The 24,615-nt window shown below is 67.8% G+C and carries 20 protein-coding genes; 14 read left to right on the forward strand and 6 right to left on the reverse strand.

Annotated features, from left to right (window positions below):
• Positions 1-74 precede the first annotated feature (74 nt).
• From ACZ5BH_RS04935 to relA, 6 genes are all read left to right on the forward strand, one after another.
• On the forward strand, positions 75-1,817 hold the full coding sequence (locus tag ACZ5BH_RS04935) for a copper resistance system multicopper oxidase (RefSeq protein ID WP_464890803.1): 1,743 nt from the start codon (positions 75-77) through the stop codon (positions 1,815-1,817).
• Positions 1,818-1,833: 16 nt separating this feature from the next.
• Positions 1,834-2,661: a copper resistance protein B gene (locus ACZ5BH_RS04940; RefSeq protein WP_464890804.1), complete on the forward strand. Its 828-nt coding sequence runs from the start codon at positions 1,834-1,836 to the stop codon at positions 2,659-2,661.
• A 33-nt stretch (positions 2,662-2,694) separates the two neighbouring features.
• A complete protein-coding gene (locus ACZ5BH_RS04945) occupies positions 2,695-3,216 on the forward strand; it encodes a cupredoxin domain-containing protein (RefSeq protein WP_464890805.1) in 522 nt (173 codons plus the stop codon).
• 215 nt (positions 3,217-3,431) lie between these two features.
• Complete coding sequence (gene cspE, locus ACZ5BH_RS04950) at positions 3,432-3,632, forward strand: transcription antiterminator/RNA stability regulator CspE (RefSeq protein ID WP_464890806.1); 201 nt, start codon at positions 3,432-3,434, stop codon at positions 3,630-3,632.
• Positions 3,633-3,711: 79 nt separating this feature from the next.
• Positions 3,712-3,981, forward strand: a complete 270-nt coding sequence (locus tag ACZ5BH_RS04955) for an RNA recognition motif domain-containing protein (RefSeq protein ID WP_464890807.1) — start codon at positions 3,712-3,714, stop codon at positions 3,979-3,981.
• 257 nt (positions 3,982-4,238) lie between these two features.
• On the forward strand, positions 4,239-6,455 hold the full coding sequence (gene relA, locus ACZ5BH_RS04960; RefSeq protein WP_464890808.1) for a GTP diphosphokinase: 2,217 nt from the start codon (positions 4,239-4,241) through the stop codon (positions 6,453-6,455).
• A gap of 149 nt (positions 6,456-6,604) precedes the next feature.
• Here relA and ACZ5BH_RS04965 read toward each other — a convergent pair whose 3' ends face one another.
• From ACZ5BH_RS04965 to fusA, 5 genes are all read right to left on the reverse strand, one after another.
• Positions 6,605-7,348: a DUF429 domain-containing protein gene (locus tag ACZ5BH_RS04965; protein ID WP_464890809.1), complete on the reverse strand. Its 744-nt coding sequence runs from the start codon at positions 7,346-7,348 to the stop codon at positions 6,605-6,607.
• Positions 7,349-7,551: 203 nt separating this feature from the next.
• Positions 7,552-9,141, reverse strand: coding sequence for an ABC1 kinase family protein (locus ACZ5BH_RS04970; protein WP_464890810.1), 1,590 nt, complete (start codon positions 9,139-9,141; stop codon positions 7,552-7,554).
• A 73-nt stretch (positions 9,142-9,214) separates the two neighbouring features.
• On the reverse strand, positions 9,215-10,330 hold the full coding sequence (gene mnmH, locus ACZ5BH_RS04975; protein WP_464890811.1) for a tRNA 2-selenouridine(34) synthase MnmH: 1,116 nt from the start codon (positions 10,328-10,330) through the stop codon (positions 9,215-9,217).
• The gene (selD, locus tag ACZ5BH_RS04980) at positions 10,327-11,370 is read right to left on the reverse strand and encodes a selenide, water dikinase SelD (RefSeq protein WP_464890812.1); all 1,044 of its coding nucleotides are present in this window, start codon (positions 11,368-11,370) and stop codon (positions 10,327-10,329) included. The genes mnmH and selD overlap by 4 nt, the downstream gene beginning before the upstream one ends.
• A gap of 130 nt (positions 11,371-11,500) precedes the next feature.
• Entirely contained in the window at positions 11,501-13,588 is a 2,088-nt protein-coding gene (gene fusA, locus ACZ5BH_RS04985) for an elongation factor G (protein ID WP_464890813.1), read from the reverse strand.
• Between the two features lie 210 nt (positions 13,589-13,798).
• Here fusA and ACZ5BH_RS04990 point away from each other — a divergent pair, with 210 nt between their 5' ends.
• The 4 genes from ACZ5BH_RS04990 (at position 13,799) to ACZ5BH_RS05005 (ending at position 17,405) form a co-directional block, all read left to right on the forward strand.
• Positions 13,799-14,692, forward strand: a complete 894-nt coding sequence (locus ACZ5BH_RS04990) for a carbohydrate kinase family protein (protein WP_464890814.1) — start codon at positions 13,799-13,801, stop codon at positions 14,690-14,692.
• Between the two features lie 87 nt (positions 14,693-14,779).
• Entirely contained in the window at positions 14,780-15,886 is a 1,107-nt protein-coding gene (locus ACZ5BH_RS04995) for a cytochrome-c peroxidase (protein ID WP_464890815.1), read from the forward strand.
• A 20-nt stretch (positions 15,887-15,906) separates the two neighbouring features.
• Entirely contained in the window at positions 15,907-16,986 is a 1,080-nt protein-coding gene (locus ACZ5BH_RS05000) for a metallophosphoesterase (RefSeq protein WP_464890816.1), read from the forward strand.
• Positions 16,987-17,003: 17 nt separating this feature from the next.
• Positions 17,004-17,405, forward strand: a complete 402-nt coding sequence (locus ACZ5BH_RS05005; RefSeq protein ID WP_464890817.1) for a c-type cytochrome — start codon at positions 17,004-17,006, stop codon at positions 17,403-17,405.
• A gap of 63 nt (positions 17,406-17,468) precedes the next feature.
• On the opposite strand, the gene ACZ5BH_RS05010 is transcribed toward ACZ5BH_RS05005, so the two are convergent.
• The gene (locus ACZ5BH_RS05010) at positions 17,469-18,329 is read right to left on the reverse strand and encodes a YihY/virulence factor BrkB family protein (protein WP_464890818.1); all 861 of its coding nucleotides are present in this window, start codon (positions 18,327-18,329) and stop codon (positions 17,469-17,471) included.
• A gap of 67 nt (positions 18,330-18,396) precedes the next feature.
• Between ACZ5BH_RS05010 and mnmC the strand changes: the two genes are divergently transcribed.
• The 4 genes from mnmC to hrpB all read left to right on the forward strand — a co-directional run bounded on the left by mnmC (position 18,397) and on the right by hrpB (position 24,577).
• Positions 18,397-20,355, forward strand: a complete 1,959-nt coding sequence (gene mnmC / locus ACZ5BH_RS05015; RefSeq protein ID WP_464890819.1) for a bifunctional tRNA (5-methylaminomethyl-2-thiouridine)(34)-methyltransferase MnmC2/FAD-dependent 5-carboxymethylaminomethyl-2-thiouridine(34) oxidoreductase MnmC1 — start codon at positions 18,397-18,399, stop codon at positions 20,353-20,355.
• Positions 20,356-20,379: 24 nt separating this feature from the next.
• Positions 20,380-21,432 carry an RNA 3'-terminal phosphate cyclase gene (rtcA, locus tag ACZ5BH_RS05020; protein WP_464890820.1) on the forward strand — a complete coding sequence of 351 codons (1,053 nt, stop codon included), beginning with the start codon at positions 20,380-20,382 and terminating at the stop codon, positions 21,430-21,432.
• A gap of 65 nt (positions 21,433-21,497) precedes the next feature.
• Entirely contained in the window at positions 21,498-22,070 is a 573-nt protein-coding gene (locus tag ACZ5BH_RS05025) for a MarC family protein (RefSeq protein WP_464890821.1), read from the forward strand.
• Positions 22,067-24,577: an ATP-dependent helicase HrpB gene (gene hrpB, locus ACZ5BH_RS05030; protein WP_464890822.1), complete on the forward strand. Its 2,511-nt coding sequence runs from the start codon at positions 22,067-22,069 to the stop codon at positions 24,575-24,577. Before ACZ5BH_RS05025 ends, hrpB begins: the two co-directional genes overlap by 4 nt.
• The last annotated feature ends 38 nt before the right edge of the window (positions 24,578-24,615 follow it).

Consider the following 24,615-nt stretch of genomic DNA (forward strand, 5'->3'; position numbering starts at 1 on the left):
GACCGGTCATGCCCCCGAAAGCCGGCATCGGGCAGGATGGGCGCGAATCCGTCCCTGCTTCGAGGTCTGCCGCGATGAACAACCTGCCCGACGCGTTGCTGCGCCCCCGCGATCCGGCCCGCCGGCGCTTCGTGCAGGGGCTCGCCGCCGGCGGCGCCCTGCTGAGCCTGGCCCCGCTGCTGCCCCCGGCGCGGGCGGACGAAGCCGGGCACACCGGCACCGGCACGCCGCCGGTGCTCTCCGGCACCGAGTTCCACCTGGTCGTCGCCGAAACGCCGGTGAACTTCACCGGCACGCCGCGCCTGGCCACCACCATCAACGGCCACATCCCCGGCCCCGTGCTGCGCTGGCGCGAGGGCGACACGGTCACCATCCGGGTCACCAACCGCCTGCCCGTCTCCACCTCCATCCACTGGCACGGCATCATCCTGCCCTACCGAATGGACGGCGTGCCCGGCGTGAGCTTTCCCGGCATCGCGCCCGGCGAAACCTTCGTCTACCGCTTCAAGGTGCAGCAGGCCGGCACCTACTGGTACCACTCCCACACCGCCTTCCAGGAACAGACCGGCATGTACGGCACCATCGTCGTCGAGCCCCGGGAAGGCGAGCGGATCCGCGCCGATCGCGATTACGTGGTCCAGCTCTCCGACTGGACCGACGAGGATCCGTTGACCGTGCTGGCCAAGCTCAAGAAACAGAGCGACTACTACAACTTCAACCAGCTCACGGTGGGCGACTTCCTGCGCGACGTGAACACCCTGGGCCTCAAGGGCGCGTGGGAAAAACGCCGCATGTGGAACCGCATGCGCATGAGCCCCACCGATCTGGCCGACATCTCCGCCTACACCTACACCTTCCTGATGAACGGCACCCCACCGGCAGGCAACTGGACAGCCGCGTTCCGCAAGGGGGAACGGGTGCGCCTGCGTTTCATCAGCAGCGGCACCCAGAGCTTCTTCGACGTGCGCATCCCCGGCCTGAAGATGACCGTGGTGCAGGTGGACGGCCAGGACGTCGAACCGGTGACCGTGGACGAATTCCGCTTCGGCCCCGGCGAAACCTGTGACGTGATCGTGGCGCCGAAGGCCGATCGCGCCTACACGATCTTCGCCCAGTCCATGGATCGCAGCGGTTACGCCCGCGGCACGCTCACGCCCGATCCGGGCCTGACCGCCGAGGTGCCGCCCCTCGACCCGCCCCGCTGGCTGTCGATGGTGGACATGATGGGCGCCATGGCCCAGGGCGGCGGAAAAGCGCAGGCCGGCATGCCCATGAAGATGGGCGGCATGAACCCCGTCCATGCGCGCCATGCCCGCACCGAATACGGCCCCAGCGTCGACATGCGGGTGGACATGCCGCGCACCAATCTCGACGATCCCGGCGTGGGCCTGCGCGACAACGGCCGCCGGGTGCTCACCTACGCCGACATCCATACCCTGGGCGGCCCGCTCGACGCGCGCGACGCCGAACGGGAAATCGAACTGCACCTGACCGGCAACATGGCGCGCTACACCTGGTCACTGGACGGCCTGGAGTTCGGCAAGTCCACCCCCGTGCATTTCCGCCACAACGAACGGCTGCGGGTGATCCTGCACAACGACACCATGATGACCCACCCCATGCACCTGCACGGCATGTGGAGCGAACTGGAAAGCCCCGACGGCCGCTTCCTCGCCCGCCGCCACACCATCAGCGTGCAGCCGGCCCAGCGGGTGAGCTTCCTCGTCACCGCCGACGCCCTCGGCCGCTGGGCCTGGCACTGCCACCTGCTCTACCACATGGATGCCGGCATGTTCCGCGAAGTGGTGGTGTCCTGAGATGAGGAACCGCGCCATGCACCGACTCCGGATCGGCCTGCTGCTCCTGCTCCCGGCCCTGGGCGCCCAGGCCGAAACCCCTGCCATGCCCGCAGGCAACGCCATGCACATGGGCGCCATGCAGGGCGGCTCGCCGCCGCCCGACGCCCGCGATCCCCATGCCTATGCAGACGGGCTCGACTTCGGCGCCATGCGCCCCCACTTCGCCGACGAGCAGAACTTCTTCTCCCTGTGGATGCAGCGGCTGGAAGCGGTTCGAGTGGACGATCGCACCTCCGGCACCTGGGATCTGCAAGCCTGGTTCGGCCGCGACTACGATCGCCTCACCCTGAAATCGGAAGGCGACTGGCAAGCGGGCGCGCTGGAGGAGACCACCACCGATCTGGTCTGGACCCACGCCGTCGCGCCCTTCTGGGACGCCCAGCTCGGCCTGCGCTACGACACCCTCGAGGCGACGGACGACCGCGCCTGGCTGGCCGCCGGCTTCCAGGGACTGGCCCCCTACTGGTTCGAGGTGGACGCCACCGCCTACCTCGGTGAAGGCAACGCCGCCGCCTTCAATCTCGAAGTGGAATACGAACTGCTGTTCACCCAGCGGCTGATCCTCACGCCACGCTTCGAGGCCGACTGGTACAGCCAGCGCGATCCCGCCCGGGGCCAGGGCGCCGGCCTGTCGGTCGCCAGCTTCGGCCTGCGCCTGCGTTACGAAATCCGGCGGGAACTTGCCCCCTATCTCGGCCTCGAATGGGCCAAGGAATACGGCGAGACCCGGCGCTTCACCGAAGCGGCCGGCGCCGATCCGCGCCAGACCCGCCTGATTGCCGGGCTGCGCTTCTGGTTCTGATCCCCCATCCCACCCAACCCACGAGGAGTTTCCATGAAAAAGGCACTTTCCATCCTGCTGCTGGCCACCGCCCCCGCCCTGGCCTTTGCCAGCGGCGATCACGAACGGGACCACGGCGCCCATCATGACCAGGACGAACACCACCACGCCGGCGGCCACGAACACGGCCAGCACGCCCACGAATCGGCCATCGGCCGGCCCGGCAAGGCGGCCGACGCCAGGCGCGTCGTACGCGTGGTGATGCAGGACAGCATGCGCTTCGAGCCGGCCGATCTGACCTTCAAGGCCGGCGAGACGGTTCGCTTCAAGGTCGAAAATCACGGCAAGATCCGCCACGAAATGGTCCTGGGCGACATGGCCGAACTGAAAAAGCACATGCAGATGATGCAGAAGAACCCCAACATGCAGCACGCCGATCCCAACATGATCAGCCTGGCCGCGGGCGAATCGGGCGAACTCGTCTGGCAGTTCACCAACCCCGGCAGCTACGACTTTGCCTGCCTGGTCCCCGGCCACATGGAGGCCGGCATGGTCGGCAAGATCACCGTCAAGTGAGACAAGCGGTTCGCCGGCTCCCCGCAGGGGAGTCGGCAAACCAAAAATAATTCGCCTTTTCCCCCCTTTCCCGGAAAAAGCTGCTACACTGCTGTGCAGTTACATTCTCTACCGGTTTTCCTCAGAAGTTTTCAGTTCCTGCTTTCTCCTGTTGAATGCCTCGCAAGATTCGTAACATTCCAACCTTTATCAACACCATTACTGAGGTAATCAACATGGCTACAGGCACTGTAAAGTGGTTCAACGAATCCAAGGGTTTCGGCTTCATCGCCCCGAGTGACGGCGGCGCCGACGTCTTCGTCCATTTCTCCGCAATCGCCTCCGAAGGCTTCCGCACCCTGGCGGAAGGCCAGCAGGTCTCCTACGAAGTGGAAAACGGTCCCAAGGGTCCGCAGGCGAAGAACGTTCAGGCCTGAGCCCGAACCCGCTTGCCCGCAAAACCCCGCGCTTCGTCGCGGGGTTTTTGTTTTCCGCCTCCGCCACGGGACCCCCGCCATGAAAAAACTCTTCGTCGGCAGCCTGCCGCCCACCGCCACCGAGGAATCCCTGACCGAACTGTTCGCCCCCTACGGCACCGTACGCTCCCTGCGGCTGGTCAAGGATCTCTTCTCCGGCCAGTGCAAGGGCTTCGGCTTCCTGGAAATGGAAGGCCATGAAGCCCGCGCCGCCATCGCCGGACTCGACGGCAAGTCCTTCGAGGGCCGGATGCTCAAGGTCCGCTTCGAAGCCCCGCGCAAGGGCGGCCGCGGCCGCCGGCGCTATTAACCCCGCCCGCGACTCCGGCACATCCTTCCCTTTCCCCTTGTATTAAACGTCTCGAAATTGTGCTGACACAAACGGCGCCGGTGTGGGGCTGGTGTAGGCCGGCTCAAGCGCAGCGGAGCCGGCAACAACCGCGTCATCCCGAGATGGCGGCTCCGCTACGCTTGAGCCGCCCTACCGACTTCCCTTTCCTCTTGTCCCTTTCCCCTTGTATCTGCCGTCAGCAAACCTTTGCCCGCCGATGCTGTCATAATGAACACATGGTCAGCACCGCCAGCAAACAGTCCCAGCTCGCCGCGGAGGCCCCGTCCGAGGCGACCGAATGGCTCGCCAGCCTGCGCGCGCGTCTCGCGCCGGCCGAACTCGCACGCCTGAACGACGCCTGCGCCCTGGCCGAAGCGGCCCATGCCGGCCAGACCCGGGCCTCGGGCGAGCCCTACGTGCGTCACGTGCTGGCCGTGGCCAGCATCCTTGCCGAACTGCACCTCGACACCGATACCCTGATTGCCGCCGTGCTGCACGACACGGTGGAAGACACCCACGTCACCCTCGACGACCTCCGGGCACGCTTCGGTGAGGACGTGGCCCGCCTGGTGGACGGCGTGACCAAGATGGCCCTGATCTCCAGCCTGCGCGAGGACGGCCGCGACAGCCGCGAGCATCTGCAGGCCGAGAACCTGCGCAAGATGCTGCTGGCCATGGCCGAAGACGTGCGGGTGGTCCTCATCAAGCTGGCCGATCGCCTGCACAACATGCGCACCCTGCAGGCCCTGCCGCCGGACAAGCAGCAGCGCATCGCCCGCGAAACCATGGACATCTTCGCCCCGCTGGCCAACCGGCTCGGGATCTGGCAAATCAAGTGGGAGCTGGAGGATCTGGCCTTCCGTTACCTGAACCCGGACGCCTACAGGGCCATCGCCCGCCAGCTCGCCGAACGCCGGGTGGAGCGGGACGCCTACATCGCCCGCTTCGTCGAACACCTGCAACAGGAGCTGGACACGGTCGGCATCCATGCCGAGGTCCGCGGTCGGGCCAAGCACATCTACGGCATCTGGAAGAAGATGCAGCGCAAGCGCCAGGCCTTCCACCAGATCTACGACGTGCGCGCGGTGCGGATCTACGTGGACACCATTCCCGAATGCTATGCGGCGCTGGGCGTGGTGCACACCCAGTGGCAGTACCTGCCGGGCGAGTTCGACGACTACATCGCCACCCCGAAGGAAAACCACTACCGCTCCATTCACACCGCCGTGGTGGGCCCCGAAGGCAAGGTGGTGGAAGTGCAGATCCGCACCTGGGAGATGCACCGGGAATCGGAATACGGCGTGGCCGCCCACTGGCGCTACAAGGAAGGCGCGCAGTCCGACAGCGACTTCGACGAGAAGATCGCCTGGCTGCGGCAACTGCTGGAATGGAAGGACGAAGTCAGCGGCGCCGGCGAATTCGTCGACCAGTTCAAGTCGGCAGTGTTCGCCGACAGGGTCTATGTGTTCACGCCCCAGGGCCGGATCATCGATCTGCCCGCCGGGGCCACGCCCATCGACTTCGCCTACCGGATCCACACCGAGGTGGGCCACCGCTGCCGGGGAGCCAAGGTCAACGGCCGCATGGTGCCCCTCACCCACAAGCTCGCCACCGGCGACCGGGTGGAAATCCTCACCGTGAAGAAAGGCGGCCCGAGCCGCGACTGGCTCAACCCGGCCCTGGGCTACCTGGCCACCAGCCGCGCCCGCCACCAGGTGCAGCACTGGTTCCGCCGCCAGAACCAGGAACAGAACGTGGCCGCCGGCCGCGCCATCGTGGAGCGGGAGCTGCGCCGCGTGGGCCTGGGCGACGTGGCCTACGAAAAACTGGCCCGCGAACTGGGGCGCAACAGCGTGGACGATCTGCTCGCCCAGGTGGGCATCGGCGAGATCCGGCCCGCACGGATCGTCAACGCGGCCCAGCGTCTGCTCGCCCCCCCGCCCCCGGCCACGGACGAACCCACCGCCCCCGTGCTGCGCGAACCGCGCGAGCCGCGGCACGGCGGCGAGATCCAGGTGCACGGCGTGGGCGATCTGCTCACCAAGTTCGCCCGCTGCTGCAAACCGGTCCCGGGCGATCCCATCGTCGGCTACCTGACCCGAACCCAAGGGATCTCCATCCACCGCCGCGACTGCCACAACGTCCTGCATACGGTGGCGGAACACCCGGAACGGCTGGTGGAAGTGGACTGGGGCCCGGAACAGGCCGCCGGCCACTACAGCGTGGACATCGAACTGGTGGCCTTCGACCGCCAGGGCCTGCTGCGCGACGTGAGCACCGTGCTGGCCAACGAAAAGCTCAACATCACCGCCGTCAACACCACCACCCGGCGCCGCACCCACACCACCCACATGGTGATCACCGTGGAGGTGCCCGATCTCGGCGTGCTCAGCCGCGTCCTGGCCCGCCTCGGCCAGCTCCCGAACGTCACCGAGGTCCGCCGCCGCACCTGAATCTCACCGGCGACTTTGAATGTGCTCCCCCCGGAGGAGCGGCGCAAGTCGCGACCCACCATGCCGAAACGCGTGACGAGGGCCAAGGGACGAGAACACCCGCGTTCATGGCTCCCCATTCATCGCGGCTTGCGCCGCGCCTCCACCCATCATCCGCGGCGTGTACAGGTCTGCCCCCAGCCCTCCCATTCCCGATACACCATCTCCATCGCCAACCCGGTTTCGTCCCGTGGCGGTTGCGCAGGCAGGGTGGCCAGCCGCCCCTCTCCTTCCCGGGCCAGCACCGCCAGCACCAGCGCATCGAGCACGTCGTCGGCCGCCACCTCCCGACGCCGGGTGCTTGCCAGAACGTCTTCGAGAAAGCGCCGCGCTGCCGGCAAACGGGCTTCCAGTAGCTGCAGGCGTTCTTCGCGGCCCGACGCCGTGCGTTTGTTGTGCGCCATCGGCTCGCCTGCATTGAGCGAAGCGAACGCCAGTTCCGGATGACTCTCGCGCAAGCAACCGCGCAACGCCGGCTGTGCCTGCAGCAGCGCATCCACTTCGCGAATCTTCGGCACGATGTTCCAGGCCTGCTTCGACAGGCCGGTGCCAGCGTGCTGACGGTTGAGACGCAGGGCTTCGGCGTAATCGCGGGCGGCCAGAGTGGCGCGTGCCGGTGGCGAAAACACACTGCTGCGCCGGGTACCCAGGCGCGCACGGGCCAGACGGTCACACTCCCGCGCTCCTCGCGCCAGCCCCACGGGCATGTCGATAAGGGCCAGCCAGGGCCTCCTCTCCCCCTCTAACACCTCGACCAGCATACGTTCACAACGCCAGCGGATCTCGCCATCCTCCCCCAGCGCCACGACAAACCAGCCGGCAGCGCAACCGTCGATGCCCAGTCGATTCCCCATGGCTAGTCTCCTCCCCCCTACGAACGGCTACGCAAAGCGCGCCCGCAGGGGGCAGACCAGGGAAGATCTGCCACCAAAGCCGCAAGGGCCGGCGCAGAGGACGGGCGGAACAAAGCGCCTCTGGAAAAATCGTCTACCAATCTCAACAAAGCTTTATTACGCAACGGTTTTTCGTCCGTCCTCGACTTGGTGCCATATCCAGGCTAGAGCCGCCCGGAACGACGAATGGCCAGGGCCAGCCTGAGGGTGAACCCCAGCGCCAGCCCCAGGCCAAGCATGGCCGTGAGGGGCATGCCCCAGAGGCGCGGTCCGGCCTCCATCTGCATCAGCAGGGCGCTGGCGATGTAGAGGCCCAGGGTGACCAGGGCCAGTGCCAGGCGGTTGCTGGCCCGATCCAGGTGCCGCTCCAGCTCCGTGAGACCCTGGTGATTGAGGCGGATCTCGACCCCGTCCCGGCGCAGCTTGTGCAGCCCCTTGCCCAGCAGGTTGGGCAGATCCTGCAGGGTCACGCCCGCCTCGAAACCAAGCCGTTCGCGGCCCCGCCCCATCTGTTCCCGGGTCGCCTGCTTCGCCACCTTTTCCACCTGCTCGCTCAGGCCGTCCACCAGGTTGAAGCCGGGATCCAGGCTGCGCACCGTGGTTTCCATGAGAAACAGGGTGCGCATGAAGATCAGCAGATTGCGCGGCAGGCGCACGTCCCGCCCCTGGCCCAGTCTGACCAGGCGCATGAAGGCCTCGGCGAAGGACCAGTCCTTCAGCGGCAGGCGGGCGTAATCGGCCAGGAGTTTCTCGAGCCCGGCCCGGTAGCGCCGCTCGTCCAGCGCCGGCGTCAGGATACCCAGATCGCGATAGGCATCGAGCAGCCAGTCGGCGTCCTGCTGGACGAAGGCGCTCATGAAGGCCGCCAGGCTGCGCCGGGTATCCCGATCGAGGAAGCCCACCAGGCCGAAGTCGTGAAAACAGATCCGGCCATCGTCCATGATGAACAGGTTGCCCGGATGCGGATCGCCATGGAACAGGCCAAGCACGAAGAACTGGTGCATGTAGGCCTCGAGAAAGTGGCGGGCCAGGCGTGGCCCCGCCTCGCGCAGGGACGGATCGTCCACCCGTCGGCCGCCGCTGTGTTCCTGCACCAGAACCGATTCGGTGGACAGTTCCTCGAACACCGCCGGCACGTTGATCGTCTCCCAGTCGGCAAAGGCTTCGCGAAACCGCTGGATGGAGCGAGCCTCCTGGCGGAAGTCCATCTCCTGGCGCAGACTCTGGGCCGCCTCGTCCAGCAGCTCGAGCAGGCGATAACGGCGCAGGAAGGGCAACAACGCCTGAAAGGTGCGCACGGCAAGCCGCAGCAGACGCAGGTCCTGCGCCACCTGCTGACGGATCCCGGGGCGTCGCACCTTGACGATCACCTCGGTGCCGTCATGCAGGCGTGCACAATGCACCTGGGCGATGGACGCCGAGGCCAGCGGCTCGGGATCGAAGGCAGCGAACAGCCTATCGGGCGGCGCCCCCAGGGCCTGCGTGATCTCGCGCACGGCCAGCTCGCCGGGGAAGGGCGCCACCTGATCCTGCAGGCTTTCCAGGGCCTGCACATATGCCTCGGGCAACAGATCCCGCCGCAGGCCCACGGCCTGACCGAGCTTGACGAAGGTGGTGCCAAGACGCTCCAGCAGGCGGCTCAGCCGCCGCGCCGGCGTCTCCTTCGGCCGCCACAGATGCAGACGCACCAGCAGCAGCCAGAACAGATACCCCCAGAAGGCCATACCAATCCGAAACAGTCGAACCAGCGCCATGCCGTTTCTCCTCCGCGTTCCTGCGGGAGTATGGCACAGCCCCGGCACAACCGGCCCGGGCTGTCAGCCGGTGTCAGGTTGCCTGCGTCTCGAGCCAGGCGCGGATCGCGGCCGCCTCGCCCCGGAAGATCACCGGCCGGGGATTGCGCTCGAGCTGGTAGCGATACATCGGATCGTAGTATTCGTGCAGCAGGAAGGCGATCCAGTCGCGGTGGGCATCGACGTCGTCCTGCCGCAACTGGGCCTCGCAGGCCGCATCGAACAGGCTGATCAGCCGCGCATGGCGCTCGCCGCCCAGGCGTTTGCGGATCCGCCGCATGCTCTCCTGCATGGCCGCACGCCAGGTCTCGAAGCCGGCATCGGGGTGGCGGCGGCGATATTCGGCCTGGGCCTCGCGCACGTATTCGTCGAAGGTAATGTCCACCCGGGATTCGAAGGGTGCTTCCAGCACGATCCGCGACGCCCCTTCGTACAGGGCCGCATGCAGGGGCGGCGGCAGATAGCGGGCACCGATGTTGCGGCCTTCGTCCTCGAACAGCAGCCAGGGATGGGCCTCGTGGCGATAGCGGATCAGGGCGTAGGCCAGGGCGTTCTCGAAGGCGATCTGGGTCGGTTGCGGATCGGGATGCCGGCCGAAGGCCGAGCCGCGATGGTGGGCGATGGCCTCGAGATCGATGCTGTGGGGAATATGCCGCAAGAGCCGGGTCTTGCCGGATCCGGTCATGCCAGCGAGCACGAAACGGGGCCGCTCCCGCAGCCAGGCAGGCAACTCGCCTTCGAGCTGGTTGAGGAGGTAGCGGCGAAAGGCCTTGTAACCGCCGGCCAGGCGGGGAATCACCTGCCCCTCGTGCTCGGCCAGCCAGCGCTGAGCGATGGCCGAACGCTGGCCGCCGCGGAAGCAGTACAGCAGGGCGTTGGGGTGTTCCCGGTAGAACGTGGCCCAGGCCGCGATGCGCGGGCGGCGCACCGTCTCGTTCACCAGTTCGTGGCCGAGACGCACCGCCGCCGCGTTGCCCTGCCGCTTGTAGCAGGTGCCCACCTGCGCGCGTTCCTCGTCGGTCATCAGCGGCAGATTCACCGCGCCGGGAAAGGCCCCTTCGGCGAACTCCACCGGCGCCCGGGTATCGATGAGCGGACGGGCCTCCAGCACGATGCGCTCGAAGTCGTCGAACAGGGGCAGTTCGCTCATGTGACGCGAATGAGGGGATCACCCGCCTCGGTGAGACGGCCGATCGATTCAAGTTCCAGTCCGTGTTCCCGCGCCAGCGCCAGGAAGGCCTCGACACCCCCCTCGCGCACCGCCACCAGCAGCCCGCCCGAAGTCTGTGGATCGCACAGCAGCGCCTTCTGCGCGTCACTCATGGGTCCGATATGCTGCCCGTAACTGTCGAAGTTGCGCTGCGTCCCTCCGGGAACACAGCCTTCGGCCAGATACCGCCGCGCCGCCGGCATCACCGGCACCCGCTCGCATTCGATTTGCGCCCCCACGCCACTGCCCTGGCAGATCTCCGCCAGATGACCGAGCAGGCCGAATCCGGTCACGTCGGTCATGGCGGTGACAGCCTCCAGCGTCGCGAAGGCACTGCCGGCCTGGTTGAGCGTGCACATCTGCTCCACGGCAAGCTGCAGATCCGCGGCGGCGATCTTTCCCTGCTTCTGGGCAGTGGAGAGGATGCCGATGCCAAGCGGCTTGGTGAGAAACAGGTGGTCGCCCGGACCAGCGGTATCGTTGCGTCGCAGATGCTCGCGCCGCACCAGGCCGGTCACGGCCAGACCGAAGATGGGTTCCGGGGCATCGATGGAATGGCCCCCGGCCAGCGGAATGCCCGCCTCGGCGCAGGCGGCACGGCCGCCGGCGATGACCTCGCGGCCCACCTCCGGCGGCAGCTTGTCGAGCGGCCAGGCAAAGATGGCGATCGCCATCAGCGGCCGCCCCCCCATCGCATAGATGTCGCTCATGGCATTGGTGGCGGCGATCTGACCGAAACGGAAAGGATCGTCCACGATGGGCATGAAGAAATCGGTGGTGGAGAGGATCACCTGCCCGTCGCCCAGGTCCCAGGCCGCGGCATCGTCCCGGGTGTGGTTCCCCACCAGCAGGGCCTCGGGCACCGACTGCGCCGCCTCCGTCCGCAACAGGGTCTCCAGCGTGGCCGGCGCGATCTTGCAGCCGCAGCCGGAACCGTGGGAATAGGCCGTGAGACGAATTTCAGCCGCTTTACTGTCCATCGCTTTTCTCTCCGTTCGAGATTTTCATCTTGCCACGAACTGCCGGACGACCCAAGACACGCTGCCCACACGAAAAAAGGCCGGGCCGCTTGCGCGACCCGGCCCGTGTCCGCGGCGCAGGCCGCAGGCTTCAGCTTGCCTTGGCCTGGCGCTCCAGGGTTTCCTTGATCACTTCGTCGGCCACGTTCTTGGGGCACGGCATGTAGTGGAGGAACTCCATGGAGAACTGGCCGCGACCGGAGGTCATGGTGCGCAGATCGCCGATGTAACCGAACATCTCGGACAGCGGCACTTCGGCCTTGATGCGCACGCCGGTGGCCCCCGGCTCCTGGGACTTGATCATGCCGCGGCGGCGGTTGAGGTCGCCGATCACGTCACCCACGTGGTCTTCGGGGGTGAACACGTCAACCTTCATGATCGGTTCCATGAGCTGCGGGCCGGCCTTGGGCATGGTTTGCCGGTAGGCGGCCTTGGCGGCGATTTCATAGGCCACCGCGGAGGAGTCCACCGGGTGGTAGCCGCCGTCCACCAGGGTGACCTTGAAGTCCAGGGTCGGGTAGCCGGCGAGTACGCCCTTTTCCATGCTGGTCTGGAAGCCCTTCTCGACCGCAGGCCAGAACTCCCGCGGCACGTTGCCGCCGGTGACCTGCGATTCGAACTGGAAGCCGCTGCCCGGCTCGCCCGGTTCGATGATGTAGTCGATCTTGGCGAACTGGCCGGAGCCGCCGGTCTGCTTCTTGTGGGTGTAGCTGTCCTCGACCCGCTGGGTGATGGTTTCACGGTAGGCCACCTGCGGGGCGCCCACTTCCACCTCCACGCCATGGGTGCGCTTGAGGATGTCGATCTTGATGTCCAGGTGCAGCTCGCCCATGCCCTTGAGGATGGTCTCGCCCGAGTCCTCGTCGGTCTCGACGCGGAAGGAAGGGTCCTCGGCCACCATCTTGCCGAGGGCCACGCCCAGCTTCTCGGAGGCCGCCTTGTCCTTGGGGGCGATGGCGATGGAGATCACCGGATCCGGGAAGACCATGGGCTCAAGGGTGGCGGGGTTCTTGGGATCGCAGAGGGTGTGGCCGGTCTGCACGTTCTTCATGCCGATCAGGGCCACGATGTCGCCGGCCTGGGCGGAATCCAGCTCCTCGCGGGAGTCGGCGTGCATCTCCACGATGCGGCCGATGCGCTCGGTCTTGCCGGTGGCGGTGTTGAGCACGGTGTCGCCCTTCTTGATGCGCCCGGAGTAGATCCGGGTGAAGGTCAGGGCGCCGAAACGGTCGTCCATGATCTTGAAGGCCAGGGCGCGGAACGGGCGCTCCGGATCGACGATGGCGTATTCGCCGGTCTCGTTGCCTTCCAGATCGATTTCGGGCTGGGGCTTGACCTCGGTGGGATTGGGCAGATAGTCCACCACCGCGTTGAGCACCGGCTGCACACCCTTGTTCTTGAAGGCCGAGCCGCAATAGGTGGGGAAGAAGTCCAGGGCGATGGTGCCCTTGCGGATGCACTTCTGGATTTCCTCGAGGCTCGGCTCCTCGCCCTCGAGGTACTTCTCCATGATCTCGTCGTCCTGCTCCACGGCGGTCTCGATGAGCTTCTCGCGCCACTCTTCGACCAGGTCGGCCATCTCGGCCGGCGGCTCGGTAATCTCGTACTTGGTGGGATCGCCGGAATCGTCCCAGATCCAGGCCTTGCGGGTGAGCAGATCCACCACGCCCTTGAACTCGTCCTCGATGCCGATGGGCAGCACCATGACCAGCGGGTTGGCGCCCAGCACGTCCTCGATCTGCTTGACCACGCGGTAGAAGTCGGCCCCCATGCGATCCAGCTTGTTGACGAAGATGATCCGCGCCACTTCCGATTCGTTGGCATAGCGCCAGTTGGTCTCGGACTGGGGCTCCACGCCGCCGCTGCCGCAGAACACGCCCACGCCGCCGTCGAGCACCTTGAGCGAGCGGTAGACCTCGATGGTGAAGTCCACGTGTCCGGGGGTGTCGATGATGTTCAGACGGTGGCCGTTCCACTCACAGGAGGTGGCGGCGGACTGGATGGTGATACCGCGTTCGCGCTCCTGCTCCATGAAATCGGTGGTGGCCTCGCCCTCGTGCACCTCGCCGGTCTTGTGGATCTTGCCGGTGAGCTTGAGGATGCGCTCGGTGGTGGTGGTCTTGCCGGCATCCACGTGGGCGAAGATGCCGATGTTGCGGTATTTGCTGAGATCAGTCATGTCGGTACTCTGGAAGGGTTGGATCGCATGCGGCCTGCGGCCGCGAACAAGGGTCGTTTTCCCGGATAATCAAGGTGTTGGCGCAGACGGCGCGCCAAAATAGCCGCGCATTATACTCGACTTTGGTACAAATGAACACGAATCGGACGGTTTTTTTGCCCGCCGCGCGCCATGGGGTATTCTGCCGGGCCCGTCCTGCCGGAGTGTGACATGCCCGATACCCGACCCCGCCCGGTGCTGTGTGGCGAGGTACTGTTCGACCGGTTTCCCGACGGCCGCGCCGTACTCGGCGGCGCGCCCTTCAACGTGGCCTGGCACCTGGCCGCCTTCGGCCTCGATCCCCTGCTGATCAGCCGGGTGGGCGCCGACCGTGCCGGCGCGCGCATCCGCGCGGCCATGCACGAACGGGGCATGGACACCCGCGGCCTGCAAACGGATCCCGACTGGCCCACCGGCGAAGTCCGGGTTCGGCTGGAAGAGGGCGAACCGCAGTTCGACATCCTCGCCGAACGGGCCTGGGACCGGCTGGATCCCAACGCCCTGCCGCCATTGCCGGAGGCCGGCCTGGTCTATACCGGCACCCTGATCCGCCGCTCGCCGGCCTCCGCGGCCACCGTGGATCGTCTGCTCCAGGGGCCCCTGCCCCTGTTCCTGGACGTGAACCTGCGCACCCCCTGGTGGTCCACCGCAGCGACCACGGCCCTCATGGCCCGCGCCCGTTGGCTCAAACTCAACGAAGACGAACTGCGGCGCCTGCACCCGGACGAGTGCCCACTGGCCGAACGGGCCGAGGCCCTGCACCAGTCAACGGGTGCCGAGCAGGTGATCATCACCCGCGGCGAGCGCGGCGCCGTGCTCCACGCCCCGGGCCAGCGGCCCCTGCGTACCGTCCCCGAGCCCGCCACGCCGGTGATCGACACGGTGGGCGCGGGCGACGCCTTCGCCAGCGTGCTCATCGCCGGCCTGCTGCTGGACTGGCCCACCGGGACCACCCTGCACCGGGCCGGCCGCTTCGCCACCGCCGTGGTCGGCCTGCGCGGAGCCGTGAGCGAGGATCCGGCCTTCTACCGGCCGTTTCGCAAGAACTGGTTCCCGAATTCCTGAATCGCCACGCTTTGCGTCACCTGCCTCCTTGACAACCCGAGATTTAGAACTAGTCTTAGATTAAATCCAAACAAGGAGGAGGCTGTCATGATGCGTTCGTTGTCACTCCTGTTGGGCCTGTTCCTGCTTTCCCCTGGCCTTTCCGCCACGCCCCTCGGCCTGCCGCCGGTTCCCATCCCCGCCGACAATCTCCAGACACCGGCCAAGATCGCCCTCGGCAAACGCCTGTTCGAGGACAAGCGCTTCAGCGCCGACGGCCGGGTGAGCTGTGCCACCTGCCACGACGAGAAGAAGGCCTTCGCCGACAACCTGCCGGTGTCAAAGGGTTTTCGCAATCTCACCGGCACGCGCAATGCGCCCACCGTACTCAACAGTGCCTACATGACCAGCCTGTTCTGGGATGGCCGCGAACCGGATCTGGAAGGCCAGGCCCGGCAGCCGTTCATCAATCCGGTGGAAGGTGGCCTGCCCGATCACCAGCCCCTTCTGCGGATCATCCGCAGCGACGAAGGCTACCGCAAGGCCTTCCGGGAAGTCTTCGCAGTGGCACCGGAGGCCATCACCATGGATCACGTGGCAAAGGCCATTGCCAGTTTCGAAAGAACGCTGATCAGTGGCGACAGTCCTTTCGATCGCTGGCGCTACGGCGGCGACGAAAAAGCGCTCACTGCCGCCCAGAAACGGGGCTTCGCCCTCTTTGTCGGCAAGGGCCGCTGCGTCTCCTGCCATCGCGTGGAACAAACCACAGCCCTGTTCATCGACAACCGCTTCCACAACATCGGTGTCGGCTTCAAGACCATTCGTGGCCGTGAAGCGGAGATCGCCGAACGCTTCGTGCGCGCCAAGCGGGCGGGCGCGGACGTGGACAAGACCGTACTGGCCGAGAAGGCGGCCTCGGAACTTGGTCGCTTTGCCGTTACCGAAGATCTTACCGAGGTCGGCGCCTTCAAGACGCCCACGCTGCGCAACATCGCCCTCACCGCGCCCTACATGCACGACGGCAGTCTCGCCACCCTCGAGGAGGTCGTGGAGTTCTACAACAATGGCGGGCGGTTGCGACCCGAAGATCCCCTCTCGCCGTTCCTCAGCGGCGGCATCCGCCCGCTGAATCTCAACGCACGGGAAAAGGCCGATCTGGTGGCCTTCCTCAACGCCCTGACCAGCCCCGACGTGGCCCGCCTGGCCGGCCGCTGACCCCGGAGGAGGAAAACATCATGTCCAACAAACGGCTTTCACGACGCGAATTCCTCAAACGCGCCGGCGCACTCGGCGCGATGGGCACCCTGCCCCTCAGCCTCGTCGAAGTGGCCTTCGGCCGCAACGACCCGCAGAACTTCACCTTCGCCTTTCTCTCGGACTCACACATCACGCACATCGACGGCAACCGCTTCGTGCGCAACTGGGATCAAGGCCTGCGCCGTGCAGTGGCCGAAGCCAATCTGCTCGATCCCCGCCCCGACTTCATCGTCTACGGCGGCGACATCGCCCAGCTCGGCAAGCGGGAGGAAATCGATCATGGCCTGGAACTGCTGGCGGGGCTGCGCGGCAAAGTGCACTACGTGATGGGCGAACATGACTACTATCTGGATCTGGGCGACTACTGGCGCCGCCAGCTCGGCCCCGATCACTACAGTTTCGACCACAAGGGCGTGCACTTCGTGGTACTCAACTCCATTCTCACCTGGTCCGACTGGATGCACCGCAAATGGGACAGCGGCATGTCGCGCATGCTGGAAATGGCCCGCCTGGACAATCCCCGCGGCTCACCTTTCATGGTCGGCGAAGCCCAGCGCCGCTGGCTCAGGGCCGACCTCGAGAAAGTGAGCAGCCGCACGCCCGTGGTGGTGTTTTCCCATTCCCCTCTGCAGAAGATCTACAAGGGCTGGAACTTCTGGACCGAAGACGCCGAACAGATCCAGGCCCTCCTCAAGCGCTTCGACAAGGCCACGGTGATTTACGGCCACGTACACCAGATCCAGTACAACCAGATCGGCAACATCAGCTTTCACGCCGTCATGGCCACCGCCTGGCCCTGGCCCTACCCGGCCACCTACAACCAGGCCCAGAGTCACCTGGCCAAGCTCACCGTCCCCATGAACCGTGCCGATCCCTTCTTCGAGCGGGATGCCACCGGCTGGCAATTCATCAACCTGCATAGCGGACGGGTGGACATGCATTACCAGCTGCCCAACAACACCAACCGTTCGGTGGTATTCGACCCGGAAGCCGGCAGACCGGTAGACACCCGCTACCAGGATCCGGCCAAGCGCATCCCACCCCAGAACCACTACTGAGCCGCGGAGGAACCAACATGAAAATCTCCACGATCTGCTCCATCCTGCTGGCAGGCCTGTTCCCCGCCCTGCCTGCCCTGGCCGACGAATTCACTGCCGCCGATCTGCAACGCTGGGAGAAGGAATTCCAGCACGTGGTACAACGCGGCGAACGGCTTTTCCATGGCGGGCTGCGCAGTACCAACACCGTCTCCTGCGACCAGTGCCACCCCAACGCCACCAACACCCATCCCGAGACCTATCCCAAGTTTCAGCAACAACTGGGCAAGGTCGCCACGCTGGGCGAAATGATCAACTGGTGCATCCGCAATCCCCTGGAGTCGGCGCCGCTGCCACTCGACTCGGACGAGATGGTGGCCCTGCAGGCCTACATCCATTGGGAACGCCGCGGCAAGGCCCTGGCGCCGGGCAAGCACTGAGCAGGCGACGGCCTGCCGGGGTTTGCCTGACTTTCTGTGGCGACCCCTGGGCAAGGGCCTCGGCTACCCTTGCGAGAGCCGCTCGTACTCGGCGATGGCTTGCGCCCCCAGCAGCAGGATCATGGCTGCCGCCTCCAGGCTCAGCAGGATCACGATCACCGTGGTGAAGGCCCCGTAGATCACGTTCACGAAGGAGAGGGTGGTGAAATACCACACCATCACCTGGCGCGTGATCTCCCACAGCAGAGTCGCGGTCACGCCGCCGATCAATGCCTGATGCAGGGCCAGCCGGCCCACCGGCATCACCATGTATAGGGAGGTCAACAGCAGGATCTCGCCCAGGATCCCGAGCAGGTAGATGAGCCCGGTCTCCACCCCGCCCAGCGACCAGCGGTGGCCGAACAGCTCGACGCTCTGCCCTGCCAGCGCATGCAGACTGCCGCTGACCGCGCTGACCACCAGCAACCCCAGGGCCAGCAGCAGGATGTAGGCATAGGGGATGATCGCCGAGACCAGGAAATGCCGTTGCCGCAGGGCCCGGCGGTGGTGGAAAATCACCGCCATGGCATTCTCCAGGGTGGTGAAGGCGAAGGAGCTGAAGAACAGCAGCACCGCCAGGCCGGCCAGCCCCACCAGTTTCCAGTTCTGCAGGAACACGGTGATCTGTTCCAGCAGCGCATCGGCCTGAGCCGGCGCCACCAGCAGCAGGTACTCGCGCAGGGTGTCGATGAGCCCCTGCGGATCGACCAGTTGCGACAGCCCCACCAGAATCAGGGCGAACATGGGCACGATGGACAGCAGCGTGTAGTAGGCCACCGCGCCGGCCAGCAGGAAGCCCTGATTGGCGCGAAAACCGCGCAGCACCTGCCAGAAGAAACGCAGGGGATGCTTGAGCAGATAACGCAGGCGTTCGCTGCGGTGCATGGTGCCATTCCGGGTCGCCGGGGCAAGTGCCCCGCCGCCGATTTTCACACACAATCGGGACGCCGGCATGACGCATGCCGCCGGCATCCCCACACTGACGGCCATGCAAGCAATCGAACCCGCCCGCCTGATCTTCCGCGACGGCGTCCCCTGCGCCGAAGACTTCGGCGACGTGTACTTCTCCCGCGAGGACGGCCTGGCGGAAGCCCGTCACGTGTTCCTGTCCGGCAACGATCTGCCCGCCCGCTGGGCGGGTCGCACGGGCTTCGTCATCGGCGAGACCGGTTTCGGCACGGGCCTGAACTTCCTGCTCACCGCCGCCGAGTGGCAACGGCAGGCACCGGCCGGGGCCCGTCTGCACTACCTCTCGGTGGAGAAGCATCCCTTGCGCCGCGACGATCTGGCCCGGGCCCTCGCGCCCTGGCCGCAACTGGCGCCCCATCGCGAGACGCTGCTGAGTGCCTGGCCGCCCCCGGTGGAAGGCCTGCACCGGCTCGAACTGGCCGGCGGCCGGGTGGTCCTGAGCCTGCTGTTCGGGGAGGCCGAAGCCCTGCTCGCGCAGCTCGACGCCCGGGTGGACGCCTGGTACCTGGACGGCTTCGCCCCCGCCCGCAACCCCGCCATGTGGCAGCCGTCACTGCTGGCGCAGCTTGCCCGGCTGTCCCGCCCCGGCGCCACCTTCGCCACCTTCACCGCCGCCGGCCAGGTGCGCCGCAACCTGCTCGAGGCCGGCTTCGACGTCCACAAGCGTCAGGGCTTCGGCCGCAAGCGGGAAATGCTCGCCGGCCGGATCGACGCCCCGCCCCCGAGGCCGGCCCCTTCTCCCTGGTTCGCCCTGCCCCGCGCCGCCGCCTCCGAGCGCCGGGCCCTCGTGGTCGGCGCCGGCCTGGCCGGCGCCACCTGCGCCCGCGCCCTGGCCGAACGGGGCTGGGAGATCACGGTGCTGGAGCGGCAGGCCATCGCCAGCGCAGCCTCCGGCAACCCGGCCGGCGTGCTCATGCCCCGGCTCAACGCAGTGATGGATGCCTCCGCCCGCTTTCATCTGGGCGCCTTCCTCAACACCCTCGCCTGGCTGGGGTCGCTTGCGCGTCACGGCCTCGACACCGGCTTCCGGCAGACCGGCGTGCTGCAGCTCGATCGCCGCCGCCGGCATGTCACCCGAATCCATCCCGCCCTGCCGGCGGACGTGGTCATCGCGCTCGACCGGAGCGCAGCCGAAGCTCGCGCCGGCCAGACCCTCGCCGGCGACGCCCTGTACTATCCGCTGGGCGGCTGGCTGACGCCCGCGCGGCTCTGCCGACACCTGCTCGATCATCCGCGCATCGAGGTGCGCACCGGCACGCCCCTGCAGGCCCTCGACTTCGCCGACGGTCGCTGGCGAGTCGCCCTCCCCGACGGCCCTCTGCTCGCCCCCAACGTGGTGCTCGCCAACGGCGCCGAGGCCATGCGCCTGGTGCCGGACGGCCACTGGAACCTGCAGGCCGTGCGCGGCCAGGTGAGCTGGCTGCAAGCACCCCGCAATGCCTGGCCGGCCCTGCCCGTGAGCGGTGATGGCTACGTCACGCCCACCGAGGAGGACTTTCTCCTCATCGGCGCCACCTTCGACGCCGGCTGCCACGCTCCGGCCCTGCGCGAACAGGATCATCAGGCCAATCTCGCCCGCCTGCGCGAAAGCCTGCCGGACCTGGCCCGGTTTCCCGTGGACGGCGGCCGCGTGGGCTTTCGCACCAGCAGCCCCGATCGCCTGCCGCTGATCGGCCCCGTGCCGGACATGGCCTGGACCCGTCAGGCCTACGCCGCTCTGCGCCACGGCCCCCTGCGCCGTGCGCTCCCGCCGGCCCGCTACCTCCCCGGCCTATACGTCACCACCGCCCACGGCGCCCGCGGCCTCGCCACCTGCCCAATCGCCGCCCTGCACATCGCCGCCCTGCTGGAAAACGAACCCCTGCCGCTGCTGCGCGACACCCTCGACCGGATCCATCCTGGCCGCTTCCTCGTCCGCCACCTGCAACGCCGACGGGACTGACAGGCCATTGCCCCGTGACGCCCCATGAAAATCCCTGATAATGACGCCATGCTCGTCATCGACGGCGCCATGGGCGAAGGCGGAGGGCAGATCCTGCGCACGGCCCTCACACTGTCCCTGTGCCTTGGGCGCCCCTTTCGCATCGAACGGATCCGCGCCCGCCGCCGGCGGCCGGGACTGCAACGCCAGCATCTGGCGGCGGTGCGCGCGGCGGCGGCAGTGAGCGATGCCGAGGTCAGCGGGGCCGAGCCAGACTCGCAGACGCTCCTCTTTCGCCCCGGCCCCGTTCGCGCCGGGGAATACCGTTTCGACATCGGCACCGCCGGCAGTACCACCCTGGTGCTGCAGACCATCCTCCTGCCCCTGCTGCAGGCCGGCGAACCTTCGCAGGTGATCATCACCGGCGGCACCCACAATCCGCTGGCACCCCCCTTCGAGTTTCTCGCCACCGCCTGGCTGCCTCTGCTGCGGCGCATGGGGGCCGACATCACCCTCGAGCTGGAGCGGCCCGGCTTCCATCCTGCCGGTGGGGGGCGAATCCGGGCCACCATCCATCCCCTCGCCCGCCTCTCGCCCCTGCACCTGTATGACCGCGGTCCCGTCCGTGCCCTGCGGGCCGAGGCCCTGCTCTGCCACCTCCCCCGCCACATCGGCGAACGGGAGCTGCGGACAATCGCCGCGGCATTCGAACTGCCCGCAAGCCAGCAGCGCATTCGCGAGGATCCCCGGGCCCCTTCCCCCGGCAACGCCGTCAGCCTGTGCGTGGAGAGCCGGGAACTCACCGAAGTGTTCACCGCGCTCGGCCGACGCGGCCTGCCGGCAGAAAAAGTGGCCCTGCAGGTGGTGGAAGACGCCCGGGAATACCTGCGGGCCAAGGTCGCCGCGGGTCGCCACCTCGCCGATCAACTGCTGCTGCCGCTGGCCCTGGCCGGCAGCGGCGGTTTCACCACCCTCCCGCCCAGCCGCCACACCACCACCAACCGCGCCGTCATCCAGCGTTTTCTCGACCTCCCCATCACCATCGACGAACTGGCAACGAATCAGTGGCGAATCGATATCGGCCCAACAGGCGCTTGAATGACCGACGTTGAGAAATCCCCCAATGGCGCCAATCCAGCGGTAGCGGCTGCTATCATCCACCCATGGACATGATCCTGCTGCTGTTCCTGGTCATCGATCCCTTCGGCAACCTGCCCTTCGTGCTGGCGATCCTGCGCAGGCTGCCGGCACGGGCCTACCGGCTGGCAGTGCTGCGGGAGCTGGCCTTCGCCTTCGCCCTCCTGCTGCTGTTCGCCGCGGCGGGCGAGCGGATCTTCGCCTGGCTGCAGATCGAACAGTCGTCGCTGCGGATCTCCGGCGGGATCATCCTGTTCCTGATTTCGCTGAAGATGATCTTCCAGTCGGCCGAGGCCATCTTCACCGATCGCTATGCGGAGAATCCCCTGCTGGTGCCCATTGCCGTGCCCTCCATCGCCGGACCGGCGGCGGTGACCACCGTGATGCTGCTGCGCAGCCAGGATCAGCCGCTGTCCCACATCGCCTTCGCCCTGGCCGCGGTGCTGGGCGCCACGGCCCTGATCCTGCTGGCAGGACGCGGCCTCAAGCGCGCGCTCGGCGAGCGCGGCCTGCTGGCGATGGAGAAGTTCATGGGCCTGCTGCTGAACCTGGTGGCGGTAAACATGATCATGCAGGGGCTATCCGACTGGCTGAAATGAACGCGCTGCCCATCGATGCCGTGCTGCCCGAGTTGCGGGCAGCCTTCGAGCGCACCGACACGGTGATCCTCGAAGCCCCGCCGGGCGCCGGCAAGACCACCCGCGTCCCGCCCGCCCTGCTCGACGCCGCCTGGCTGGGCGGGCGGAAAATCCGCATGCTCGAGCCCCGGCGCCTGGCGGCGCGCGCCGCCGCCACCTTCATGGCCGCGCAACGGGGCGAGAAGCCGGGAGAGACCGTGGGCTGGCGCATGCGCCTCGACAGCCGGGTGAGCGACGCCACCCGCATCGAGGTACTCACCGAAGGGATCCTCATCCGTCTGCTGCAGGCCGATCCCGCCCTGGCCGACACGGGCCTTCTGATCTTCGACGAGTTCCATGAACGCAGCCTCGACGCCGACCTGGGCCTGGCCCTGGCCCTGCAGGCCCGCGAGCTGTTTGGCGAAGAGGCGCCGCTGAAGATCCTGATCATGTCCGCCACCCTCGACGGCCTGCCCCTCGCCGACCTCCTGCCCGACGCCGCGCTGCTCCGCAGCGCGGGCCGCAGCCACCCGGTAGACATCCGCTACGACGCCCCCTGGCGCCCCGGCGAGGACATCGCGCCGCGCATGGCCGCCGCCCTGCGCCGGGCGCTCGACGAGAACGGCGGCAGCCTGCTCGCCTTCCTGCCGGGGCAGGCCGAGATCCGGCGCGTGGCCGAGGCCGTGACGCCCCTGCTCGAAGCCCATCCCGCGACCGATCTCGTGCCGCTGTACGGCGATCTGGCGCCCGAGGCCCAGCGCCGGGCCATCGCCCCGCCACCGCCAGGACGGCGCAAGCTGGTGCTCGCCACCGACATCGCCGAGACCAGTCTGACCATCGAAGGCGTGACCGTGGTGGTGGACGGCGGGCTGGCCCGCCGGCCGCGCTTCGATCCGGCCACCGGCATGACCCGTCTCGACACCCGCCGCGTCTCCCGTGCCGCGGCCACCCAGCGCGCCGGTCGCGCCGGACGCCTCGCCCCCGGCGTATGCTACCGGCTCTGGTCGGAAGATCAGCAGGCGCAACTGCTGGCCCACGACGAACCCGAGATCCGCCAGGCCGATCTGGCGCCGCTGGCGCTGCAGCTCCTGCACTGGGGCGTGGCCGATCCGGCCGAGCTCGCCTGGCTGGACCCGCCGCCGCAGGCCGCCTGGCAGCAGGCCCTGGATCTGCTCGAGCGCCTCGGTGCCCTGCAGGCCGGGAATCCCGCCCCCCGCCTCACCGCCCACGGCGAGGCCATGGCCGGACTGCCCGTGCACCCTCGCCTCGCCCACCTGCTGCTCACCGGCCGCCGTCTCGGCCTCGTCACGCCCGCCGCGGCGCTGGCCGCCCTGCTCGGCGAGCGGGATCCCTTCCACCTCGAGAGCGCGGATCTGGAATCCCGCCTGGCGCGGCTGCGCGCCGCCGACACGGCAGCGGCAAGGCGCCTGCGCGAACAGGCCCGGCGGCTGGCGCGCCTGGCCGCGGGCAAGGCCACCGAGCCCGTGGCCGAACCCGAGGATCCCCGCTGGCTCGGCCTGCTGGTGGCCACCGCCTGGCCCGAACGCATCGCCCGCCGCGGCGGCTCCGGAGGCGGCACCTACCAACTCACCGGCGGCCGCGCCGCCACCCTGCGCGAGGACGATCCCCTGCGCGGCCACGAATGGCTGGCCGTGGCCCACGCCGGCCGCCAGCAGGGCCGCGGCACGGATCGGATCTTCCTCGCCGCCCCGCTCGATCCGGCCCTCTTCGACGGCCCGCTGGCCGCACGGGTAACCGTCCGCGAAGTGGCCGAATGGGACGAGGCCGCAGGCCGCTTCCGGGCCGAGCGGCAATGGCGGGTGGGCCGCCTCGTGCTGCGCCGCGCCCCTCTCGACGAAGTGCCGCCCGCGGCCCGCCGCGAAGCCCTCGCCGCTTGGCTGCGCCGCGCCGGCCTCGCGCGCCTGCCCTGGACGGACGAACTGCGCCAGTGGCAGGCCCGGGTGCAACACCTGCGCAGGCTGGAACCGGACGCCGGCTGGCCCGACCTCTCCGACGCCCGCCTGCTGGCCACCCTGGAAGCGTGGCTGGGCCCGCAGCTCGAAAACGTGCGCAATCTGAAGGAACTGGAACGGCTCGATCTGCGCGGCGCCCTCGCCGCCCTGCTCCCCTGGCCCCTGCCCCGGGAACTGGAGGAAAAGGCCCCGGCGCGGATTGCCGTCCCCTCCGGCGCCCGCCTGCGGATCGACTACACCCGCGAACCGCCGGTGCTGGAAGTCAAGCTCCAGGAAATGTTCGGCTGCACCGACACCCCCGCCGTCGCCGGCGGCCGCCTGCCCCTGCAGCTCCACCTGCTCTCCCCCGCCCGCCGCCCCCTGGCCGTCACCCAGGATCTGGCCGGCTTCTGGCAAAACACCTATCCCCAGGTCAAAAAGGAAATGAAGGGCCGCTACCCCAAACACCCCTGGCCCGACGATCCCCTCACCGCCCCCGCCACCGCCCGCACCAAAAGGCGCATCTCACCCGAATGAAGGCGCAGGACCGCGTTCCGGGGAAAGCGTCACGACAA

The sequence above is a fragment of the Thioprofundum lithotrophicum genome (assembly GCF_055387065.1).

Coding starts and splice junctions, on each gene's coding strand:
- ACZ5BH_RS04935 (WP_464890803.1), top strand. CDS start 75: ATGAACAACCTGCCCGACGCGTTGCTGCGCCCCCGCGATCCGGCCCGC.
- ACZ5BH_RS04940 (WP_464890804.1), top strand. CDS start 1,834: ATGCACCGACTCCGGATCGGCCTGCTGCTCCTGCTCCCGGCCCTGGGC.
- ACZ5BH_RS04945 (WP_464890805.1), top strand. CDS start 2,695: ATGAAAAAGGCACTTTCCATCCTGCTGCTGGCCACCGCCCCCGCCCTG.
- cspE (WP_464890806.1), top strand. CDS start 3,432: ATGGCTACAGGCACTGTAAAGTGGTTCAACGAATCCAAGGGTTTCGGC.
- ACZ5BH_RS04955 (WP_464890807.1), top strand. CDS start 3,712: ATGAAAAAACTCTTCGTCGGCAGCCTGCCGCCCACCGCCACCGAGGAA.
- relA (WP_464890808.1), top strand. CDS start 4,239: ATGGTCAGCACCGCCAGCAAACAGTCCCAGCTCGCCGCGGAGGCCCCG.
- ACZ5BH_RS04965 (WP_464890809.1), bottom strand. CDS start 7,348: ATGGGGAATCGACTGGGCATCGACGGTTGCGCTGCCGGCTGGTTTGTC.
- ACZ5BH_RS04970 (WP_464890810.1), bottom strand. CDS start 9,141: ATGGCGCTGGTTCGACTGTTTCGGATTGGTATGGCCTTCTGGGGGTAT.
- mnmH (WP_464890811.1), bottom strand. CDS start 10,330: ATGAGCGAACTGCCCCTGTTCGACGACTTCGAGCGCATCGTGCTGGAG.
- selD (WP_464890812.1), bottom strand. CDS start 11,370: ATGGACAGTAAAGCGGCTGAAATTCGTCTCACGGCCTATTCCCACGGT.
- fusA (WP_464890813.1), bottom strand. CDS start 13,588: ATGACTGATCTCAGCAAATACCGCAACATCGGCATCTTCGCCCACGTG.
- ACZ5BH_RS04990 (WP_464890814.1), top strand. CDS start 13,799: ATGCCCGATACCCGACCCCGCCCGGTGCTGTGTGGCGAGGTACTGTTC.
- ACZ5BH_RS04995 (WP_464890815.1), top strand. CDS start 14,780: ATGATGCGTTCGTTGTCACTCCTGTTGGGCCTGTTCCTGCTTTCCCCT.
- ACZ5BH_RS05000 (WP_464890816.1), top strand. CDS start 15,907: ATGTCCAACAAACGGCTTTCACGACGCGAATTCCTCAAACGCGCCGGC.
- ACZ5BH_RS05005 (WP_464890817.1), top strand. CDS start 17,004: ATGAAAATCTCCACGATCTGCTCCATCCTGCTGGCAGGCCTGTTCCCC.
- ACZ5BH_RS05010 (WP_464890818.1), bottom strand. CDS start 18,329: ATGCACCGCAGCGAACGCCTGCGTTATCTGCTCAAGCATCCCCTGCGT.
- mnmC (WP_464890819.1), top strand. CDS start 18,397: ATGACGCATGCCGCCGGCATCCCCACACTGACGGCCATGCAAGCAATC.
- rtcA (WP_464890820.1), top strand. CDS start 20,380: ATGAAAATCCCTGATAATGACGCCATGCTCGTCATCGACGGCGCCATG.
- ACZ5BH_RS05025 (WP_464890821.1), top strand. CDS start 21,498: ATGGACATGATCCTGCTGCTGTTCCTGGTCATCGATCCCTTCGGCAAC.
- hrpB (WP_464890822.1), top strand. CDS start 22,067: ATGAACGCGCTGCCCATCGATGCCGTGCTGCCCGAGTTGCGGGCAGCC.